This window comes from Methanocella sp. MCL-LM (genome assembly GCF_049676595.1).
In the GTDB taxonomy this organism is placed as follows: Archaea; Halobacteriota; Methanocellia; order Methanocellales; family Methanocellaceae; genus Methanocella_A.
In genome coordinates this window covers 2,153,667-2,173,003 of sequence record NZ_CP187259.1, presented here as the reverse complement: position 1 = coordinate 2,173,003, position 19,337 = coordinate 2,153,667, and the positions used below count along the sequence as shown (strand labels likewise).

23 protein-coding genes and 1 tRNA gene are annotated in these 19,337 nt (G+C 49.6%); 13 read left to right on the top strand and 11 right to left on the bottom strand.

Features of this window, described 5'->3' with window-relative positions:
* Positions 1-41: 41 nt before the first annotated feature.
* Both cysS and ACPLPM_RS11260 read right to left on the bottom strand, forming a co-directional pair.
* Positions 42-1,466 carry a cysteine--tRNA ligase gene (cysS, locus tag ACPLPM_RS11265; RefSeq protein ID WP_424356869.1) on the bottom strand — a complete coding sequence of 475 codons (1,425 nt, stop codon included), beginning with the start codon at positions 1,464-1,466 and terminating at the stop codon, positions 42-44.
* Positions 1,467-1,539: 73 nt separating this feature from the next.
* The gene (locus ACPLPM_RS11260) at positions 1,540-2,220 is read right to left on the bottom strand and encodes a TVP38/TMEM64 family protein (RefSeq protein WP_424356868.1); all 681 of its coding nucleotides are present in this window, start codon (positions 2,218-2,220) and stop codon (positions 1,540-1,542) included.
* 86 nt (positions 2,221-2,306) lie between these two features.
* Here ACPLPM_RS11260 and ACPLPM_RS11255 point away from each other — a divergent pair, with 86 nt between their 5' ends.
* The 8 genes from ACPLPM_RS11255 to ACPLPM_RS11220 all read left to right on the top strand — a co-directional run bounded on the left by ACPLPM_RS11255 (position 2,307) and on the right by ACPLPM_RS11220 (position 7,436).
* The gene (locus tag ACPLPM_RS11255) at positions 2,307-2,816 is read left to right on the top strand and encodes a hypothetical protein (protein WP_424356867.1); all 510 of its coding nucleotides are present in this window, start codon (positions 2,307-2,309) and stop codon (positions 2,814-2,816) included.
* A 45-nt stretch (positions 2,817-2,861) separates the two neighbouring features.
* Positions 2,862-3,272 carry an NUDIX domain-containing protein gene (locus tag ACPLPM_RS11250; RefSeq protein ID WP_424356866.1) on the top strand — a complete coding sequence of 137 codons (411 nt, stop codon included), beginning with the start codon at positions 2,862-2,864 and terminating at the stop codon, positions 3,270-3,272.
* A gap of 327 nt (positions 3,273-3,599) precedes the next feature.
* The gene (locus ACPLPM_RS11245) at positions 3,600-4,343 is read left to right on the top strand and encodes a peptidase MA family metallohydrolase (protein WP_424356865.1); all 744 of its coding nucleotides are present in this window, start codon (positions 3,600-3,602) and stop codon (positions 4,341-4,343) included.
* Positions 4,344-4,379: 36 nt separating this feature from the next.
* Positions 4,380-5,030 (top strand): hypothetical protein, encoded by a 651-nt coding sequence (locus ACPLPM_RS11240; RefSeq protein WP_424356864.1) that lies wholly within the window; start codon positions 4,380-4,382, stop codon positions 5,028-5,030.
* Positions 5,031-5,322: 292 nt separating this feature from the next.
* Positions 5,323-5,700, top strand: coding sequence for a non-histone chromosomal MC1 family protein (locus ACPLPM_RS11235; RefSeq protein WP_424359977.1), 378 nt, complete (start codon positions 5,323-5,325; stop codon positions 5,698-5,700).
* A gap of 99 nt (positions 5,701-5,799) precedes the next feature.
* Positions 5,800-5,967 (top strand): KGG domain-containing protein, encoded by a 168-nt coding sequence (locus ACPLPM_RS11230; protein WP_048197773.1) that lies wholly within the window; start codon positions 5,800-5,802, stop codon positions 5,965-5,967.
* 302 nt (positions 5,968-6,269) lie between these two features.
* Complete coding sequence (locus ACPLPM_RS11225; RefSeq protein ID WP_424356863.1) at positions 6,270-6,443, top strand: hypothetical protein; 174 nt, start codon at positions 6,270-6,272, stop codon at positions 6,441-6,443.
* Positions 6,444-6,563: 120 nt separating this feature from the next.
* On the top strand, positions 6,564-7,436 hold the full coding sequence (locus ACPLPM_RS11220) for a hypothetical protein (RefSeq protein ID WP_424356862.1): 873 nt from the start codon (positions 6,564-6,566) through the stop codon (positions 7,434-7,436).
* A 12-nt stretch (positions 7,437-7,448) separates the two neighbouring features.
* Here the strand turns inward: ACPLPM_RS11220 and ACPLPM_RS11215 are convergent.
* Positions 7,449-7,521: transfer RNA gene (locus ACPLPM_RS11215), tRNA-Cys, on the bottom strand.
* 166 nt (positions 7,522-7,687) lie between these two features.
* Between ACPLPM_RS11215 and xerA the strand changes: the two genes are divergently transcribed.
* Together xerA and ACPLPM_RS11205 are read left to right on the top strand one after the other, a co-directional pair.
* A complete protein-coding gene (gene xerA / locus ACPLPM_RS11210; protein WP_424356861.1) occupies positions 7,688-8,512 on the top strand; it encodes a site-specific tyrosine recombinase/integron integrase in 825 nt (274 codons plus the stop codon).
* 153 nt (positions 8,513-8,665) lie between these two features.
* Positions 8,666-9,214, top strand: coding sequence for a YkgJ family cysteine cluster protein (locus ACPLPM_RS11205; RefSeq protein WP_424356860.1), 549 nt, complete (start codon positions 8,666-8,668; stop codon positions 9,212-9,214).
* 29 nt (positions 9,215-9,243) lie between these two features.
* On the opposite strand, the gene ACPLPM_RS11200 is transcribed toward ACPLPM_RS11205, so the two are convergent.
* Complete coding sequence (locus ACPLPM_RS11200) at positions 9,244-11,043, bottom strand: YgiQ family radical SAM protein (protein WP_424359976.1); 1,800 nt, start codon at positions 11,041-11,043, stop codon at positions 9,244-9,246.
* A 76-nt stretch (positions 11,044-11,119) separates the two neighbouring features.
* Positions 11,120-11,644, bottom strand: a complete 525-nt coding sequence (locus tag ACPLPM_RS11195) for a hypothetical protein (protein ID WP_424356859.1) — start codon at positions 11,642-11,644, stop codon at positions 11,120-11,122.
* A gap of 248 nt (positions 11,645-11,892) precedes the next feature.
* On the opposite strand from ACPLPM_RS11195, the gene ACPLPM_RS11190 reads away from it, so the two are divergent.
* On the top strand, positions 11,893-12,177 hold the full coding sequence (locus ACPLPM_RS11190) for a hypothetical protein (RefSeq protein WP_424356858.1): 285 nt from the start codon (positions 11,893-11,895) through the stop codon (positions 12,175-12,177).
* A gap of 164 nt (positions 12,178-12,341) precedes the next feature.
* The gene (locus tag ACPLPM_RS11185; RefSeq protein ID WP_424356857.1) at positions 12,342-12,539 is read left to right on the top strand and encodes a hypothetical protein; all 198 of its coding nucleotides are present in this window, start codon (positions 12,342-12,344) and stop codon (positions 12,537-12,539) included.
* A 52-nt stretch (positions 12,540-12,591) separates the two neighbouring features.
* Here ACPLPM_RS11185 and pyrF read toward each other — a convergent pair whose 3' ends face one another.
* The 3 genes from pyrF to sppA are packed head-to-tail and all read right to left on the bottom strand — an operon-like array spanning position 12,592 to position 15,137.
* The gene (pyrF, locus tag ACPLPM_RS11180; protein ID WP_424359975.1) at positions 12,592-13,236 is read right to left on the bottom strand and encodes an orotidine-5'-phosphate decarboxylase; all 645 of its coding nucleotides are present in this window, start codon (positions 13,234-13,236) and stop codon (positions 12,592-12,594) included.
* Between the two features lie 46 nt (positions 13,237-13,282).
* On the bottom strand, positions 13,283-14,287 hold the full coding sequence (locus tag ACPLPM_RS11175) for a Clp1/GlmU family protein (RefSeq protein ID WP_424356856.1): 1,005 nt from the start codon (positions 14,285-14,287) through the stop codon (positions 13,283-13,285).
* Between the two features lie 43 nt (positions 14,288-14,330).
* Positions 14,331-15,137 (bottom strand): signal peptide peptidase SppA, encoded by an 807-nt coding sequence (gene sppA / locus ACPLPM_RS11170; RefSeq protein ID WP_424356855.1) that lies wholly within the window; start codon positions 15,135-15,137, stop codon positions 14,331-14,333.
* Positions 15,138-15,914: 777 nt separating this feature from the next.
* Here sppA and ACPLPM_RS11165 point away from each other — a divergent pair.
* Positions 15,915-16,586 (top strand): pentapeptide repeat-containing protein, encoded by a 672-nt coding sequence (locus tag ACPLPM_RS11165; protein ID WP_424356854.1) that lies wholly within the window; start codon positions 15,915-15,917, stop codon positions 16,584-16,586.
* Between the two features lie 8 nt (positions 16,587-16,594).
* Here ACPLPM_RS11165 and ACPLPM_RS11160 read toward each other — a convergent pair whose 3' ends face one another.
* The 3 genes from ACPLPM_RS11160 to ACPLPM_RS11150 form a co-directional block, all read right to left on the bottom strand.
* On the bottom strand, positions 16,595-17,899 hold the full coding sequence (locus ACPLPM_RS11160; protein ID WP_424356853.1) for an MFS transporter: 1,305 nt from the start codon (positions 17,897-17,899) through the stop codon (positions 16,595-16,597).
* A gap of 123 nt (positions 17,900-18,022) precedes the next feature.
* The gene (locus tag ACPLPM_RS11155) at positions 18,023-18,187 is read right to left on the bottom strand and encodes a hypothetical protein (protein ID WP_424356852.1); all 165 of its coding nucleotides are present in this window, start codon (positions 18,185-18,187) and stop codon (positions 18,023-18,025) included.
* Positions 18,188-18,620: 433 nt separating this feature from the next.
* Positions 18,621-19,259: a LysE family translocator gene (locus tag ACPLPM_RS11150; RefSeq protein ID WP_424356851.1), complete on the bottom strand. Its 639-nt coding sequence runs from the start codon at positions 19,257-19,259 to the stop codon at positions 18,621-18,623.
* Positions 19,260-19,337: the final 78 nt, after the last annotated feature.

Sequence of the window (19,337 nt, the reverse complement as noted above, 5' to 3'; positions counted from 1 at the left end):
TGGTGTCGCCGTGCCGCCGTGGTTCAAACGGTGTTTGGCTTTTACTGGCGCTTGACTTTGACGCCTTCTTTTGTGTCTTCGAGGGTGATGCCCATGTCTTTGAGCCGGCTCCTTATCAGGTCGGAGGTTTCGAAGTCTTTCTTCTTGCGGACGGCCGCGCGGATATCGATGATGAGCTTCATCAGCTCGTCGGCGAGCACGTCTTCCTTCTTCTCAGATACTTCCCAGCGGATGCCGAGGATGTTTGAGAAGTGGTCGTAGAGGCCTGATATCTGCTTTGCCTCGTCGCCGGACAGGCTGCCCATGAGGAGCCGGTTGACGGTCCTGGTGAACTCGAAGATTTCAGCGATGGCTTCTCTGGTGCTGAAATTGTTGTCCATGTGCTCGTCGAACTGTGCCTTGCTTTTCGCTATGAGGATGGCGATATCCTGGCCGCTACTTTCAGAGCCGGGCTTACCCTCCCGGGCTTTGATCTCCGCAACCGTGTTCTGGATGCGGGCGAGGCTCTTTCTGGCTTCGTCCAGGCCGGCGTCGCTGAAGTCCAGCGGGCCCTGGTAGTTGGTGTTCAGGATGAAGAACCTGACTGTCTCCGGGGAGAACTTTTGCAGGATGTCCCGGATGAGGAAAAAGTTGCCCAGAGATTTGGACATCTTTTCCTTGTCCACGAGTAAAAAGCCGTTGTGAATCCAGTACTTAGCGAAGGGGACTTTTCCCGTATAGGCTTCGGACTGCAGGACTTCGGATTCGTGGTGGGGGAAGATGAGGTCCATGCCTCCGCCGTGGATGTCTATCTGCTCGCCCAGTAACTTAACAGACATGGCTGAGCACTCGATGTGCCAGCCGGGACGTCCTTTACCCCAGGGGCTGTCCCACGACAGACTTTCGCCAGGCTTCGCCGCCTTCCAGAGCACGAAGTCCATCGGGTTGCGCTTCCGCTCGTCTACCTCTATGCGGGCGCCGACCTTCAGCGAATCGTAGGTCTGGTGGGACAGGACGCCTACTTCGCTCACCATCCGGTCGATGCTGAAGTAAACGCTGCCAGCTGACTCGTATGCGTAGCCCTTATCCACCAGGGCTTTAATTATCCCGATGATCGGCTCCATAAATTCGGTGACTCTCGGATAGTGATCGGCCCGCATGACGTTGAGGCGGTCCATATCCTCAAAGTACGCTGTGACGAATTTTCTCGATAGCTCCAGGGGATTAACATCGAGCTCTTTAGCCCTCTTCAGGATCTTGTCATCCACGTCGGTGAAGTTCTGGACGTAGTTTACCGTGTATCCCCGGTAGATCAGGTGCCTGCGGATGACATCGAAGACAATGTATGATCTTGCATGTCCCATGTGGCAGTAGTCGTAGACTGTCGGGCCGCAGACATACATCTGCACCTTTTTGTTTTCGAGCGGCTGGAACTCCTCGACTGTCTGGGATAGCGTATTGTAAAACCTGAGGGACGTTAAGCTCACCTCTACTATTGATGAGAGTGTTCTTAGAAAATTGATTTTAAATGTATTAAACACTTTGGAGCCGGCAAAGTGATCAGGCACTCTTGCGTAACAGGCGCCTGGCTAATTCTGGCAGCACAATTAAACTTAAGGCCAGGATGAGGCTGAGGTAAAAGATGAGCGAGCCCGGCTCTGCCAGAGAGGACCCGAAGATCACCAGTATAATGGCCCCGGGAAGTTCGCCTCCGATAGTGCCAATAAGGTAGTCCCTGAGTCGCACTCTTGAGGCCCCGGCGAGGTAGCCGGCCACGTCGTAGGGTATGACCGGTATGAGCCGCAGGAATAGTACGTATCGCCACCCGTTCTCCTGTATCCGGCTATCTATGGCAGGGTACTTGATCAGTATTTTCCTCTTTACGTAGTCCTGGAACAGGTACCTCGAAATGCCGAAGACGAGCAAAGCGCTGAGCGTGGAGCCGATCATCGCCCAGGTCAGGCCCCAGCCGATACCGAAGAGGAACCCGCTGGCTATAGTGAACGGCGTCAGGGGCAGGAAAAAGAACGGGCGGATCAGGCTGATGGCAAGGAATGCGAGAATGGCCAGGGCGCCGAACGAAAGTACGAATACTTTAATCCCGTCCGGGCTTAATTTTTCATAGCCGGCCGCCAGATTTCCGGGACCGATGATAGCAATGACCGCGATGATAAAAATAGCCCACAGTGCAACTGCGGCTACTTTCACGTTGAGGAGATGCCGTACATCCACGATTTTCATATTGCTCCGATGGCTTATAACGTTTGTTTTTCTCCGGTAAGTGGAAACTATTTAGGTTAGGGAGCGTATTATGCTTGGAGGTTCAAGTGACACATCCGCTTGAGGCGTATTTTTGCGAGGCCAAGGACGGGCATATCGCCGACGAGAAAGCCCGGGAAGATATCACCGGCCTGATCAACGACTTAGACCTGATCAAAGAAGCCTGTGCAGTCTTCGGTGCCCAGAAAAACAATGATACCGCCTGCTATACTGTGGGTAAGGTATACGATGTCCACGGGGAATGCTATGGCTGTGTCACGGTCCTGTCGGAGGATGTCACCCACGTGATCGGGCAGGATGAGCAGCAGGAGCTTCACGAGAAGCTGAACTTCATGCTGGTGACGACCTTCCTCGAGTTCAGGCGCCTCTGCAAAGGCAAAGAGGACGTCATCGAGATCTGGGACGAGTATTTAGATCTGGTCATGTCCCGCAACTTTTTGCCGCTGTACGAAAACGGAGTCCGGGCCAGGCTGATCCATAACGGCCGGATCGAGCAGGCAGAACTACCGACCGTCGTCTTTGTGCTCTACCAGTCCTACGAGGCAGTCTACGGCTAGATAGCTGCGTAACTCTTTTATGCGTTAGGGCCGTGATGACGACTGATGATTCCGGGTAAAGACTATGTAGGTCTTGGCGTTGGAGCTCTAATTATCAGGGATAGACGAGTGTTAATGCTCCTGCGATCTGATGCATGCCGGAATAATGCCGGGCTGTGGACGATACCCGGTGGCATGGTCGAGCCTTACGAGAGGCTGGAGGACGCCGTAAAACGGGAAACTGCCGAAGAGGTCGGGCTAAATATTACCTCTGCTAAGTTTATCGGCGTTTCCGACAGGGTCTTCGAAGAGCAGCACTGGGTCAGCATCCTGTATTACTGCGAAACATCGGGCGAGCCTCTCAACTTAGAGCCCCAAAAACACTATAAGCTTGAATGGCATGACCTGCGCTCACTTCCGGATAATATTACCGCGCCCAGCCGGGATGCGATAGATCTGTTTCTTGTCTCAAAATAGATCAGTCTTGTCCCATTTAGGTTCAATAAACTGGAATGGTTAACACGACTGACACGACGTTATTCGAATATGATCAGTATAGCCAGTCATTTTATGAAACCGTTATGTCCGTTGTGTACGTTGTGTCCATCGTGTTAACCGATCCGGCACTTGCTATCGGTCAATAGACTGGTATCCTGTACCCATCAGTATTCCTGCGTTGTCCTGTAGTCTCTGTGATAAACCAATAAGCCTGTACGTCGCGTTGTTTTTCGGTTTCCGCTATATAAATGGCGCGATAACCACCCATGCATGAGATGGATGGCTCTGGTGTGCATTTTTCTACTGATGGCAGCGGGTATCGGTGAAAGGACTGATCATTTCAACATCAGGTATGCTGACATGCAATACCTGACGCCCGGCACTGGCAAAATTCTGGAAAATGCCTACCGGTCTGTTAACAGTTATCTTGGCAATCTTCCCGGCTCGATTAAAGTCATCGTCGTAGATAACGACCGGATGGACGATGTAGGCAAACACGTGGAAGCCTTCTCCGCATGGAATCACCAGTCCAGCACCATTGTCCTCCGTGGAGATACCATCAAAGACCCTGCATCGCTGTCCGTGGTCGTCAAGCATGAAATATGCCATCTCGGCCTGAATGATCTGATCGATAAAAAAGATGAGGCGGAGTACCGGTGGATGGAAGAGGGCGTATGTATGGTTATCTCAGGGGAACCCCTCGACGATGTGAAGGTCAGCAAGTACATCGTCAACCGAGGTTTCATGAGTACGGGGCAGATCGGCGCAGCTGTCGACAGCCACAACTACTCGGTGACCAAGAACGGCTATCTGCAGTCGTTCAGCCTGTGCAAATACCTATCGCAGACATATGGTACCGAAGCACTCGTCGACATCTTAAAAAGCCCCATCCCTCGCTTTGAAGACGCTTTCTACGAAAGGACCGGGGAAGATTTCGGCCAGTTCTACGATCGATGGGTGGCACACGTGCAGGCCCAGGCTGTTCGCAGCCCCGGCGTTAAAGTAGTCACGATCAGAGGCTATCTTGATCTCTCTATGGACCAGGCCTGAAAAAATATATACCGTTGCGGACGAAAGTAAGTACACATGATCAAGGTCGCCATCCCGCATAAGATATACTCGGAGAACAAGCTCAAAATTAAAAACATCATCAAGAAATACGGTATGTCCTGGGACAGCGGCAAGAACGGCTGGGTGAGTGCGGCAACAGGTGACGGTGTCTACATCGACCGGGCGATCATGGACATGATTCTGAGTGACTCTTTCTCGGGCGACATGCCCATGACCATGTTCATCGAATCGGATAACGCCGAATTCCTCGCTGAGATGGAGGCAAAGTGCAAGGCTCTCGGGGGCGAGTTTACCAGGGACGTTTCCCCGGAAACGACTGCCGCAGCTCTGCAGCCTAAAGCACCGCAACCGACACCGGCTGTAAAGCCCCGCCCGGCTAAGGGCAGCAACATTTTCGTCCGGCTCAACATCAGGGATGCAGATGGTTGTAATACTCCAGAATTCTGCGCCAGGGGCCTGGGTGATCTCCAGGACATCAGCCGCCGGTGGGAAAGGCGAAAAGAACAGATCATCAAAGAATACCGCCGTCTCGGGTTCGACGACGATACTCTGGGCAGATTACTGCACAGGGAAGAGATCGCGTTCAGGAAAAACAATGCCTGCTGGGTCACCGGAGAGTTTCCGGGATCAGAGAAGGGTTCTTCTGCGGATTCAGTTGACGATTAATAAATCATTCGCAGGATAGCTTGTCTATCCGCCATATTTGCCCGATTGTCGGGATGCGGTGACATAAAAAATTATCCACATACCCGAATGATTTTGGCGATCACTGAAACATCAGTAAATTTTAATTATTTTGTAGTTATATCCGTAGGAATAGTTTATTTCAAGACATAAGAGTTTCGCCAGTTTAAGAATCATACCGGTGTTTGCCGCCTTATCCCAGTATAAAGGGTGAGAAGGCGACAACAACTGTTAAATATTATTCGAGCTTTATAGATAAGCTTGAAGGAGGCCGATCACTACGGCAAAGAATGATACACAGGACACTTCGTCCAGAGAAAAGAAGAACTTTGGTCTGATCAACGAGAAAGGTGAAGAAGTGGGAACCTACAGTGGAGCACAGCCGAGGGATGCGGCCCTGAAGGCAGCAAACCGCGGCGTTACCAACATCGTGCTGAGGGAGAAGGGGACCAAGAAGCTCCATTACTTCCAGGGCAGGCGTGAACTTGTCCCGGCTCCGGCAAACGCTCCCGAGTGGATCAAGAAGGCGGCAGCCGAGAACAAAGGCAAGATCTACAAGGCCAACGTAGAAAAAGTCGGCACGGCTACCTTAGAGTACAGTGAGCTCGAAAGGAACCCCAAGTCGATGTTCAAAGTGCCTTCCAAGAAATAAATTGAAAAGCACCAATTTCTTTTGTACTTTTTACTTATTCTATAATTTTTTTGGCATATTATTATAAACACGCTGGTAGATTTGGTTCTAGTGATAGTTATGGCTAGAAAAGAATCGAAAGGTGAAATCAGTGTAAGGGAAGCTGGAAGACGAGGCGGAAACACCACCAAGGAGAGGCACGGCCCGGATTTCTACCGCGAGATCGGCCACAAGGGTGGACAGAAGGTCCGCGAGCTGATCGAGAGAGGCAAGTCTCAGGAACGCTAAAGCTTCCACGTGATAAGCCATTTTTACTTCGGGGGCTAAAGACCCCCGTTTTGTACTTATTTTAATAATATTATAGTTTCAATTTTGCAATTAGATATTTGAAAATGCAAAAGAGATATTAAGGGGAAGATGCTTATACATTAAGCGTCCGGAGCTTGCTGCAAATACCCCCATCGGTGAACTTTAACCTTAATTGTGTTAACACCATTATCCACGGCTCCGGATAACTCTTATCCCGGGCATTCTATCCGCTCAGTTTTAGGGTAGAATACTTTGTAGCAGTAAAGGAATAGCTTCTTCTGATGAATGATCCTGAAATCGATGTCCCGGCAATCCTGAGCAATATCGACCGGGTCAGGGAAATTCTAGTCAGGGCAGAACCGGAACTGCAGTCAAACCACCATAATCTGGTCCGGGTTTCTGTGATCGAGGAGCTCATAAGCCAGGCACTGGGTTATGCGAATACCATGCGATGATTCTTTTCTGTATTTTTCGTTCGACCGCCGAAACTAATGGTGTCAATCTATAATTATTGCCCGATTGTACAAGGCTATACGGGTATCATATCAAGATAAAGTAAATCGTAAGGTGGGTTTGTGAGGGTACTGGGCAGAATGCCGGGCAGCTCTGCTGCCGTATTACTAGTTCTCTGTGTACTTTTCGCAGCCGTATCACTTGACGCCGGTGCCTCGAACGAGCGCAAGTACGAGCTGCGAGCAGGTAACATAGTCATGGGGATCGATGAGATCAATAGCGGCATGTACCAGGAGTTATTCCACAGGCAGACTCTGTCTACGGCAGATACTGAAACGCTTGGCATCTCTTTCCCGGGCCCGAACAGCGACCTTACCATTGCGCAGACTACGGACCAGGCAGTTCTGGCAACCAGTACTGGCTATTTTGCCGCAAATATGCCCTTCTATCCTTGCCTGAACTTCGGCGCTCCGCCTGTCGGCTTAGGTGCATCCGTAGCCGCATATCCCGTGACTATGGCAAAGTTTTCAGGAAATTCATTGTTCTTCCCGGAGATGGTGAACCAGGGTAACCTGTTAAATAATACCCAGCTGCAGGATATGAATCAGACCCGGATTACACTGCCACCATATGCCGCCATATCTGCCACGGATGAGCTAAGAGGTCTTTACAAGTCCGAAGGTATCAATAACAGCGGCTTTAACGCGAGGAACTCGGATAAGCCCGTAGTCCTGTCGAGCCAGACCATTGATTTTGACGCCACCCCGGCGTACATCAATAATACGACAATTGTAGAAAGGCTGTGGCGTAACTCTCACCTGGGGGCTATCATGGATAATGCCTATGAAGGTGATACCGCATATCCGACGTGGATCATGCCCTATAAAAATCCATACGCCCTGATGGAAATGCATTCGCCGAGTACGATTATGAAGTTTGCTTTCCAGGAGACGATGCCTGGAACAAGATTATTCAGATCTCTCTGGACTCTGTAAAAATTCTGGTAGTGCAGGGAGGGTGAGTTGAACACCCACAAAACAGATCTGCAGTCTGCCGCATTAGCCGCTCTGCCATCCCTGCAAGTTGTAAACAAAGTCCTCTGATACTTATTTCATCCATCCGAAATAAGTATTTCTGTCAACTACATCGGTATAATCCTATAAGAATTTTGTGAAGACGGCCAGCTTATATATCGCCCCGGGGCAGCAATAGGTTTTTCTTATCTTAAGCGCATTTGAATATGGGGATGAGGATGGATTACGTAGCCGTGTTTATCGATGAGAAGCGGTTATCGTCGAGCCCTGGCACTATCCGGCAGTACGGCATGATCCTGAACCGGTTTTACAAGTACACAGGAAAGCAGCCGGAGGCTGTCGTCAGACCGGAGATTGTGCGTTACCTGAACCACCTCATGTTTGAAAAACATCTGTCTAAAACGACCGTAGCTAACGTGTTGAGCGTCCTCAAATCGTTCTACTCCTTCATGCTCGATACTGGCTATATCACCTCAAATCCGACAAGAGGCATCAACAACATCAAACTGGACAAGAAAGCGCCGGTCTACCTGACCTTCTCCGAGATGAAGGACCTGCTGGAAACCGCGATCGATCCCAGGGACCGGATCATCGTGAGGATGCTCTATGCCTCCGGGGTACGAGTGTCCGAGCTGGTTAATATCCGCAAGAAGGATATCGATTTCGAGAGGAGTACGATTAAGGTATTCGGCAAGGGCGCAAAGGAGCGGATCGTACTGATCCCGGATACGATTGTCAAAGAAATCTTCGACTATGCGGCCGGGCTTCGCAATGACGACCGGCTCTTCGAGTTGACTCCCCGCACCGTCCAGCGGGACATCAAGCTATTGGCCCGCCGGGCAGGTATTAATAAGGCAGTCACACCCCATAAGCTGCGGCACAGCTTTGCCACGCACATGCTTCAGAACGGGGGCAACGTCGTCGCCATCCAGAAGCTGCTGGGCCACGCATCGCTGAACACGACGCAGATTTACACCCACTACAACGTCGACGAGCTGAAAGAGATGTACGGGCGGACTCACCCGCTCGGCAAATAGCAAGCGGATGCTCTCTGGACAAGTAGCAAGCGCTTAAGGACCAAACCTGCACAATTGACAATCATAACCTTTCTTTTCCGTGGAAAATAGGGCTACACGCTATAATTGTTATCTCATTCTTAATATATAAATACAGCTATTTAAGGTAGCCTTATGCAAGAGACTGTTAAAGATCACTTCGAGTGCCGGCAATGCGGGAACTGTTGCCGGTCAGACAGCATGTTGCCGCTGACTCTGGATGACATCTACCGGATAGCCGATTTTCTCGACATGCAGCCGGATGAGTTTTTCGAGCGATACTGTAAAGAGATGGTCATAGGCGGCAGCGTCACGCCGATGGCGTACCTGTCGAGAGAAAACGGTTGCCCGTTTCTTAAGGATAACCTGTGCTCGATCCACTTTGTCAAGCCGCTGTTATGTAAGTACATGCCCTCGACGATCTTCGGCAGCCACCAGTACCTGAGGTCCAAGATGCCGCCGGGCTGCGACGTGCAGCGGGCGAGGCAGGGCTGGAAGATCAACGATACAGACGCGATTAAGGAGCGGTACATGGTATCGATGATCCTGACGTCGATCTACTACAGTAACTATGGTAAGTTTGAGTACGAGAGTGCTAAGCCGTATATCTACAGGATACTACTCATCAACAGAAACCGGAATAACCTGTACGATATGGTCGACAACAGAAAACTCAAAAACTAATTCCATTTTCGGCCGCATTTCTATACTGATCAGTGTCTGCGGCCGCCCTGCTTTCGGCCAATGGCCGGCCTTACCGGCGATATCAGGCACTTCTTGTCATACCCGATAAGGTCTTTCCGGTTTGCCAGCAGCAAAGCTTTTTTCACAAGATCATAATTTTCAGGATTCTTATACTGCAGCAGCGCCCGGTGCATCCTGCGCTCTTCCACGCTCCGGGGGACGTAGACTTCTTCACAAGTATAAGGGTTATAGCCCGTATAATAAAGGCATGTCGACAGCGTGGCCGGCGTCGGGGTAAAGTCCTGCACCTGTTCCACGTAATAGCCCATATCTCTGACGTATTCGGCCAGCTGGACAGCATCCTTTACGGTACATCCAGGGTGGGCGGAGATGAAGTACGGTATTATATACTGGTCTTTTCCCAGCTCTTTATTGATGTCCCTGTACTTGTTCACGAACCGATCGTAAGCTTCTATCGAGGGCTTACACATGGCATCGGTGACTTTTTTCGACACGTGCTCCGGGGCAACTTTTAGCTGCCCGCTGACGTTTTGCCTGCAGATCTGGTACAGGTACTGCTCGTCCTGCATGGCCAGATCGTAGCGGATACCAGAGCCGATAAACACATTCTTGACGCCAGGCACTTTCTTCACTTCGTTGAGCAGGCTGATCAGCTGTGAGTGATCCTTCTTCAGGTTCGGGCATGCCTCCGGGAACAGGCAAAGCTTGTCCTTGCACATGCCCTGGGTCGACCTCTTAGAGCAGCCGAGCATATACATGTCTGCTGTGGGTCCCCCGATATCAGAGATCGTACCCTTGAACTCCGGCAACTTCGTCAGTGCCTTTACTTCCCGAATAATTGACTCCGGGCTCCTGCTCTGGATCATCCGGCCCTGGTGGGCGGTGATGGCGCAAAATGCGCAGCCCCCGAAACAGCCCCGGTGGCTGGTGATCGAAAACATGACTGTCCTGATCGCAGGAATCTCTTCTTTATACGACGGGTGAGGGTACCGGGTATAAGGCAGATCGTAAATGGCATCCAGCTCAGGAGTAGTCAGCGGAAGCGCCGGCGGGTTCTGGACAATGATCGTTTTAGGATGCCGCTGGACCATAATATGTCCGTGATACGGGTCCTGCTCATCGTAAAAGGCTTTGAAGGCTTTTGCAAAAGCCCTTTTATCAGTCGATACGGTCTTGAAGTCCGGCAGCTCCACAAAACCAGTCAGGCCACTGATATCCCGGGTTTTGTACGTAGTGCCCCTCACGTCCGTGATTCCGGCTATCTGCTCACCTCTGTCCAGCCTGCTGGTTACCTCTACGATGGCTTTCTCGCCCATGCCGTAGACGATTAGATCCGCTGGTGCGTCGGCCAGAATCGACTGCCGTACTTTGTCATCCCAGTAGTCGTAATGGGCAAACCTGCGGAGACTGGCTTCTATGCCTCCAATAATGACGGGAATCGATTTGTAGCTCTCCCGGATCTTGTTACAATAGACGGTCACCGCCCGGTCCGGCCTCATGTGGGGTTTATTGCCGGGGCTGTAATCGTCATCCGATCGAAGCCGCTTGTTAGCCGTGTAGTTGTTGACCATCGAGTCCACGTTGCCCGACGTTACGCAGAAGCACAGCCGGGGCTCTCCGAGCCGGGAAAAAGCGGCTTTATCTGATACGTCAGGCTGCGCGATGATACCGACCCTAAAGCCGGCTTTCTCCAGCACCCTGCCAATGATCGCTACCCCGAAAGACGGATGATCGACATAAGCGTCACCGCTGACAATGACAATGTCACAGCGGTCCCATCCGAGCGCCTTCATCTCCTCTCTCGTCATGGGCAAAAAACGGCCCTTTGCAGGTCTGGTCATCATGTTCTATGGGGGCGCCTTCATAGAAAAATATTATGTGCATCTATGAGATCATCCTGGTGCTGATCGAGTTCTTGTTTATTATCCCGTGATTCGTGTACAGGTGCTGATATTCCACGTTGACCAGACCCTTAGCTTCACGTAACGTCTCGGTCTGGTTGAACCGGTATTCGTCTCCGGGCCGGAGGTAGACGTACTCGTTATTTACGTAGAGCCCGATAGTGCCCGATCGGTCGATCGACATTATGGTTGCCTGGTCAGCTTTAACGGGGAAATTGTAGATTCCGAAGAGCTTGTTGCCAGTGCCCGCGCCGAAGTCTCCTCTCAAGGTCAGAATATCCCCGTAGATGGCGATCAGCGAAGCGTTCAGAGGAAAATCAATGTTACCGTTCAGCTGCCGGGTGTTCTGGTTAAACCAGTAGTTGGGGAAGTTGACCGCCCTGAAGGGGACTTCGCCTTTGACTACCGTACCATTAGCCAGCAGGCTGTGCTCGAGGAAAACGACCTTCGACGGAGAAAGCGTATTTACGTCATCGACAGGAACGTCAACGTTTGTGACAGTACCCACAGAACCCAGTACGACAAGAAGAATAACCAGTAGCAGTAACCGTTTTAAACTGGCACCCACAGCTTCCACCAGATGACGGTACATGCCGGAAAGCGATATACTTATTCGCCGCATTTAGCATTTCAGGGGAGTAGCCTTTTCCAGAAAATATCCAGGCGGCAGCAGGGTAACATTTTTATGTAAAACCGATTATTATATAATGGTGCATTTATATTATTAGCCGCCGGAGCATCGAATTAGCTCGCCTTGTGACTGGAGTCATGCTTGTCCTGTACGTAGCTACGATTATCTACGTGCAGAACCTGGGCCTGAAGCTAATGATAGACGAAGATACCATGAAGGCCGTCCTCTATTCCCTCGACGTGCCTACGATGCTCGTCCTGATCATCTTTTCCGGCCTGAGCTTCAGGCATGAGCTGACCAAGCCGAAGTATAACATTCCCAAGAAAAATCACTGGATGATCGATGCCATATTATCTTGCATCGGTATCGTTGCGATGATCGTACTTTTAGTTATAAAATATCTGGTGTAGTAGTCTATCGCCTATAAACAGGTGAACGAAAACTAACGCTACGCTGTACGTTTCTGATTGTTCAGATAGCGTGAGATAGCAAAACGAACGCTGCGCTGTGCCAGATCACAGATTACGACAGATTCGACAGATTGCACAGAGACTATATTAGATAAGATGATACTGTGAACCATTCAATTTTTTTATTATCGATTAGCATCTGTGCAATCTGTGCAATCTGTTTCAATCGGTGTATCTGGCACAGCGCAGCGTTCGTCATCGTTCACGTGCACATAGATAACACCTTTAATGTTATCCGAGAAATCTGTATCAAGCACAGTACAGCGATCGTTTTCCTTCAAAAGATATTAGAAAGGGAATGAGTCGCGCGCCTCAGGACTCATAGGGCTCATCACTAATCAGAAGCTTTTGTCATCATCGGCGCAGCTGTTCTATGAAGTTTTTCGCTGCCTGATATGGATCGGGTGCGTTATAAATGCTTCTTCCCACGATCACGAAGTCGGCGCCTGCCTTGATGGCCGAGGCCGCGTCGCCGCCCTGGGTACCGACGCCCGGGGAGAGAATCTTCATGTTACCTGCCCGCTGCCTGATCAGCGCGAGGCGCTCGGGCCGGGTGGCGGGTGCGATGATACCGTTTGCACCGGCGGCTCTGGCGAGGTCGACGAGCTCGAAGGCGTGGCCCTGGAGGAAATCGAGGGCGCCGGGGTGGCTCATTTCTGTCACTACGTAGACTTCTTTGCCGTACTGTTTTGCCGCATCGGCGCAAGCCTGGACGCTGTCCTTGCCGGTAAAGCCCTGGCAGATAATGGCGTCTGCGCCGGCTTTGAAGGTCTCTTCGCAGATGAGCTTGTTAGTATTCGGGATGTCGGCGACTTTGAAGTCCGCGATCACGTTGGCATGTTTTTTAAGATCGCCGATGATGCTCAGGCCGCAGGCCAGCACGAGGGGGTAGTTCACCTTGATAGCGTCGACGGCGCCGCCCAGCTTTTCGACGATAGCTAACGCTTCTTTCCGATCGGTTACATCCATTGCGATGATTAAACGAGATTCAGCCTTGATTGTCATAACAGGTTCAAGGATAACTATCTCTGGGCATACATAATATTTATGCACGGTAGAAGGCCGGCCTGAACTGGCCTGCGCTGTTAAAGCTAACGGGATCAAGTTTCATCGTGCCAAACTGGATTATGGAATATTCCTTAGCACACGTCATTACCTCGATCTCTTTTCTCCCGAAATCGATCGATTTAACGATGCCAAGGCCACCAAATTTTCCATCCGGCCCGTTTATGCCCACGAGCAGGTTCTGAAAATCCGAGGTATTGTAAGCGCTGATCACTTTCGTGCCGAAAGCTAAACTTATGGTTTCAGGCTCGGGTATCCGGTCTTTGAAGACTACGATCGCCTCATCTCCCGAGATTTCGACATGGACTGCATCGAAGCCCAGCTCTGATTTTACAGCACCAGGATTCACCACGTCACCGTTATTAAGCAAAGATCTCTCGATACCAATATCCTCCAGCTTAATGCTGCGGACCTCCGAACCCTCGAAGTGTTCCTTGAACGCTCTCGCGCGAAGCAGATTTCTTTCTGCCCTGCTCTTATCCCTGACATCGGGGCCCGGTTTAAGATTGACAATGTCGATACCGCATTTTTGAAACGCGTCCAGATACGATAGTTCATTATCGGTCGATATGGTTATGATCAAATCGGGCAAGACTGAATTGATCTTCTCGGTCAGCAGGGTTCGGCCAATGCCGCCCGTAGCTAGTCCGGTAGTGTTAATAATTAGCGGAAAGCGCTCGCACTTTGTTACCATCCTCGAAACGCCTGCCAGCAGCTGTAAAAAATGTCTCGCCGGAGTGACGGAGCCTACGAAATAGCCGTCGGTCATATGGAAACGCCCTTCCCGGCGATAGCCGAGCGATACGACCGATGGCGGGCCCATATCGCTCTGGCCTATATCTGAGTCTACGACTGTCGAGTGTATGTCATCGGCCAGCCGGCGTACAAGTGTAGACTTACCTGTATCGCTGATGCCGGCAACCAGAGTGATCCTGGTACCAGCAACCCGGTCTCGCAAATCTTCGAAGGACATTGATTCACTCATAGATATCTCTAAAACTTATGGGCGGGAAAGCCCGCCTTGAACATTATTTGCTTTTCGCTGCTGGCTCGTTCATATACACGATCTCTGTCTCCCCGTCGATGCCTCCCGCTTTTGCAGCGTAGGCGACAGCATCGTAGAGGCCGCCGATTTCGTCTACCAGCCCCATATTCTTAGCGCTGGTGCCTGTAAAGACCCTGCCATCTGCTATCGCCCGGATTTTATCCTCCGGGAGATCCCTGCCGGCAGCGACTGTAGTCACAAACCGATCGTAGCTTTCGTTAATGATGCTCTGGATGTACGACTTTTCGTTTTCCGAAAGTCCCCGCCAGTCTGCGCCGACATCCTTGAAGTTACCCGATTTAGCAATGTAGAAGTTGATACCTTCTTCATTATAGTACCGGGTCTTGTTCTTGAAAACCCAGATGACCCCAATGCTGCCCGTAAACGTGTCCGGGTTGGCATAGATCTTGTCAGCTGTTGCCGATACATAGTATGCAGCAGACGTGGCTGAATCGCCCATCGAGACTATCACGGGTTTTTCAGCCCTGGTCCTGTTAATCTGAGAAATAATCTCTTCTGCTGCCACAGGAGTGCCACCCGGCGAATTGACCCGTAGCACTATAGCCTTGATATCATCATCGGCAGTCGCTTTTCTCAAAGCTTTTACAACGTCGCTCGAGAACGCAGAGCCTTGATCTGCCGGGTCCGTCGATTTGTCGGCTATCATCTTGCCTTCCAGATATACTACGGCTACTTTATCGTCGCTGTCTCTTCCCAGCTTTTCTTTAATCTCATCTTTCAGGCCTGAGCCTAAAGCCAGGTACAATCCAGCTCCGATGATTAAGACCACAATGATTGCGAGTATTCCCAGTACAAACATAGCCTTCAGTAAAAAAACACCTTGATCATCACGGCCGTATAGTGATTTACACATATCCAGCATCCCACCCCAAAAGGGGAACGAGCGACATCGAGATAAAAGTATTATGAGTTAAACCAAGAAAAAGTTGCTTGAGTCCGTGAACTTCTCGGGCTGACAGGCATCTTACGTGATCAGATTAGATCAGGATAAGCAGCTATAGCATATGAAATACTACCAGATATACAGTTACCACCATAATCCTATAATCAGGCTTCATTTTGTCGTAAAATAGTTATTTTGCGACAAGAGATAGATCATACCCAAAATGAGCTGTAACCGTAGTTTCAAGGGATAACATAATTACAAATTATTGCAAAAACCAATCGATTTTCAACCTCATCTGATACTATATCATATACAAAAAAGAATATAAGAATTATGTAAAACATTTTTCATTTACCGTAGGTTATTTGTGTTACAATGTATATAATAAAAATGCATATTAGAAAATTTGATATTTACTATAATGTAATATAATTATACAATATCATATACAATATTTTGTAGATATTTCACAATAATATCTTATTATTTATGTATAAAAAATTGTATACTTATCAGTATTTTGCTTTATGCTGTAAATAACTCTTTCCTTGAAAATTCACTCTGGCCCAATCTCAGGCACGGAATATTTTCGACATATATCCGATGTTCACATTTATATACCATCAGAAAGGATATGATCTTGCTATTCGTGACCTGACTATGCCTGACAATGCGCTCATGAAAAAAACGAAATATCTGCTTGAATTACGAGAAGCTAACTTTTCCGGGGGCATCCGGGAAAAAGACCTGAGCCACGCCGATCTCAGCAGGGCTGACTTCCATGGCATGCAGCTCGTGGATGTCAACTTCGAAGGCGCGACCCTGGAAAATTTGAACCTGTACGACTGCCAGTTGATCAACTGCAGTTTTAAAAATGCCAGGCTAAACCGGGTCATAGGGCGCAAGACGAAAATTTTCAAGTGCTCCTTCGAAAACACCGACATGTCCCAGGCAGACTTCGGCGAATCTGTCATTTACAAGTCACGGTTCGAAGGCTCGGATATGCACCTCTGTAAAATGTCAGGCTCGAAAATATCAAATTCATTCTTTAACAGAGTAAACGTGCTCGGAACTGACCTGTCATCCTCGTACCTGTCAGGTGTCGAGATCTACTCGTCAGAGCTGCGCAACACCAATTTTGATAAAGCGTCTATCCTGAGCAGCAAGATCATCGATTCGTCGCTGGAGTACGCCTCGTTTAACCAGTCGGTCATCTACGAAACCAAGATTGAGTCCTGCAAGACGGATGGTATGCTAATCTTCGAGACCAAGACGGATCTTAACACTAATGATCTAAAATACGCCAGAGTGATTGATGTAGTCAAGATCTGATTCTTATATCATCTGGACTTTATCAGAATCTCCGGCATCAGCATATCATCGTCTACTTTACTCTTCTTATGCTCTGTCAGGATAAACGCGATCAGGCCGACTGCGGAGAGTAGCATAAATAACGCTGAAAGGGCGTAGGGAAACGCTATATTGATTACATATGCGTAGCCAGCTACCGGCGGGCCGAGCACTCTCCCGAAGCTTCCGTAAGAGCTCATTATACCCATAGCTACTCCCTGGTTTCTGTGATCCGTACGGCGGGATATGACTGTGTTTAAACAGGGGAAAACCAGACCGCTGCCGACGCTGATAATACAAATGTATCCCAGGGCTGCACCGAGCTCAGTAGCGGTTAGCAGTAGTACCATGCCTATAGAAGCGATCATGAGACCGAAGATGATCACCTTTTCCTCGCCGAATAGCTCGATAGCTCTGCCGACAAGTAAGCCCTGACACAGTACGCTGACCGCCCCCATAAGGGCAAAAACGATACCCATAGCTTCAGGGCCGGTGAGGTTTATACCGCTGTCGAAGACCTTGACGAACGAAGTTACGCTGGACAGCCCGATCTGGTCCATCAGGAAATAGGTGAAGGTTCCTTCGAATCCCGATATGGCAAAGCTGATGACCAGCATGGCCAGAAGAAAGACGCCGACTCCGGTTTTGAGCGCGAAAAACATGTGTTTGAAGGTTTCACCGATCATTTTCAGCATGGATAGCGGCTTGATCGCGTCGCGTATTTTGACTAGCTGCCCGTAAGAGATCGATTCAGGGATCAGTACCATGCACCCCAGCAGAGTGATAAAGGAAAGCAGTGCTGCGGCGAAGAACGGCACAGAAAGCCCGAAGACGGATAAAAAGCTGGAAACGAACGGCCCGATGATAAAGCCGAGGCCTGATACAGCCCCCATCAGGCCCATCAGCCTTGCCCGTTCGGAGGGGCGGGAAATATCGGCTATGAAGGCCAGAACCGCCGGAGAGATGCCTGCAGAGAAAAAGCCGCCGATCGCCACGGCAACGAAGATCATCCACAGATAATTGGATAAGCCTACGATCGCGAAAGCGACGGTAAAGCCCAGCAGACTGAAGGCGATAACGGGCTTACGGCCGATGTGGTCTGATATTTTTCCCCATAGCGGCCCGCAGAAAAACTGGAGAAAAGAGAAAGTGGCCAGAAGCAGACCTAGATCAAAAGCGGTCGCGTTGACACTTCTGGTATAGTAAGGAATAATGGGTATGATAATGCCGAAGCCGAGGGTGAATATAAAAACGGCAGAGGTTAACACCAGAAGCTGTAACGGCTTGATATCCATGCTATTCTCAGATACCAACGTGGCTATGTCTTAAATAGGTTTTCGTGACATAAAAACCGTTTATTTTCGACGCCGGGGAAGATAGAAAAGAGGAAATTGACAGGCCTTGCCAGTAGCCGGCGCTTATGCGAGGACTTTCTCTTCCGAGACTATTTCCCCATTTAAAAGCTCGTACACATAGGTGTGTCCGGTGTTGACGCAAAAGACCCTGGAGGTAATAGTGTTCTTTTTGTCAGGTGTTCCCACAATTGTTGTTTCCTGCATGATACAGACCTCAACTGCTGTCATAGGCTGCAATAGTTTATTAATTTATTCTATGTATTTTGAAACTAAAGCAATATAATTAATTGCTAGCTAGATAATATGGTCCAGAATCAGGTATTTCTGCTGAGCGCAGTTAAAAATCGTAAAAAATAATTTAGGCTGATACAGCAACCTTTTTGAAGCTTACGATGTCCCCGTTCAACAGTTCGTAAACGTACGCATGGTTAGTATTTACACAGTAGACGGTCGATACGATCCTTGATTTTTGAGTTTCCACGGTTTCCGTCATGATACAACCTCTTAGTAATGTAAAACCATCATTATCATTCATTACATATTAAGCTTTGGTACGACAATTGTAGTAATCCCGTCAAATTTAACAAAAAATTTTAAAAAAAGCTATATCGAGTGGAGTTGCGTGAATAGTACCTTGAATAACGGATAGGTTCACTTCAAGTTAGCCGATAAAGGATACGTAACCCCGGTAGAATAGGATGGCAGCAAACACGATCATGGTGAGAGAGCAGACCAGAGACAGGACCACAGTCATTTTACCCTGCAGCAGCTTCTTGCCGAAGGTGCCCGATGCGCCCACCAGGCCGTACCAGCCGAAAACTGCGATCGCTATGCCAGCAAACAACCAGAGCATGGTGGCCATACCCTGGCCGGAAATGGCTACGGACCCTGCGAAGACGCCGGTCCACCAGATGATGGCGAACGGGCTGGTGATGCAGATCAAAAAGCCGGTTAAAAGGGGGGTGGTCTCCTTTTTAGACGTAGCATCGTCAGCGTCGCCAGCCTTTCTTTTGCCGTTTTTGAACGCCTTGACAATGCCCCGGATGCCCAGGAACAGTAGCAGGGCGCATCCACAGATCCACACGATAATTTTCGCGGCCGGATTATTCAGGATCTGCAGCAGACCCAACATAATGAGCACGAAGAAGACGCTGTCTGCCAGTACTGCGCCAGCATCCACTTTTAGCGCGGATACGAACCCTTCTGTAATGCCTCTTCTCAAGACTTCGAAAGTGATGGGCCCGGGGGGAACAGCATGAGTGGCACCGATAAGCAGGCCGGCCAGCAGCAAGTCGAGCATAGATGTGATAGGCAGGCGCAAGCTATATAAAATTTTTTAGCGACAGATCATATGCTTACCGTACAAACGTTTATAATA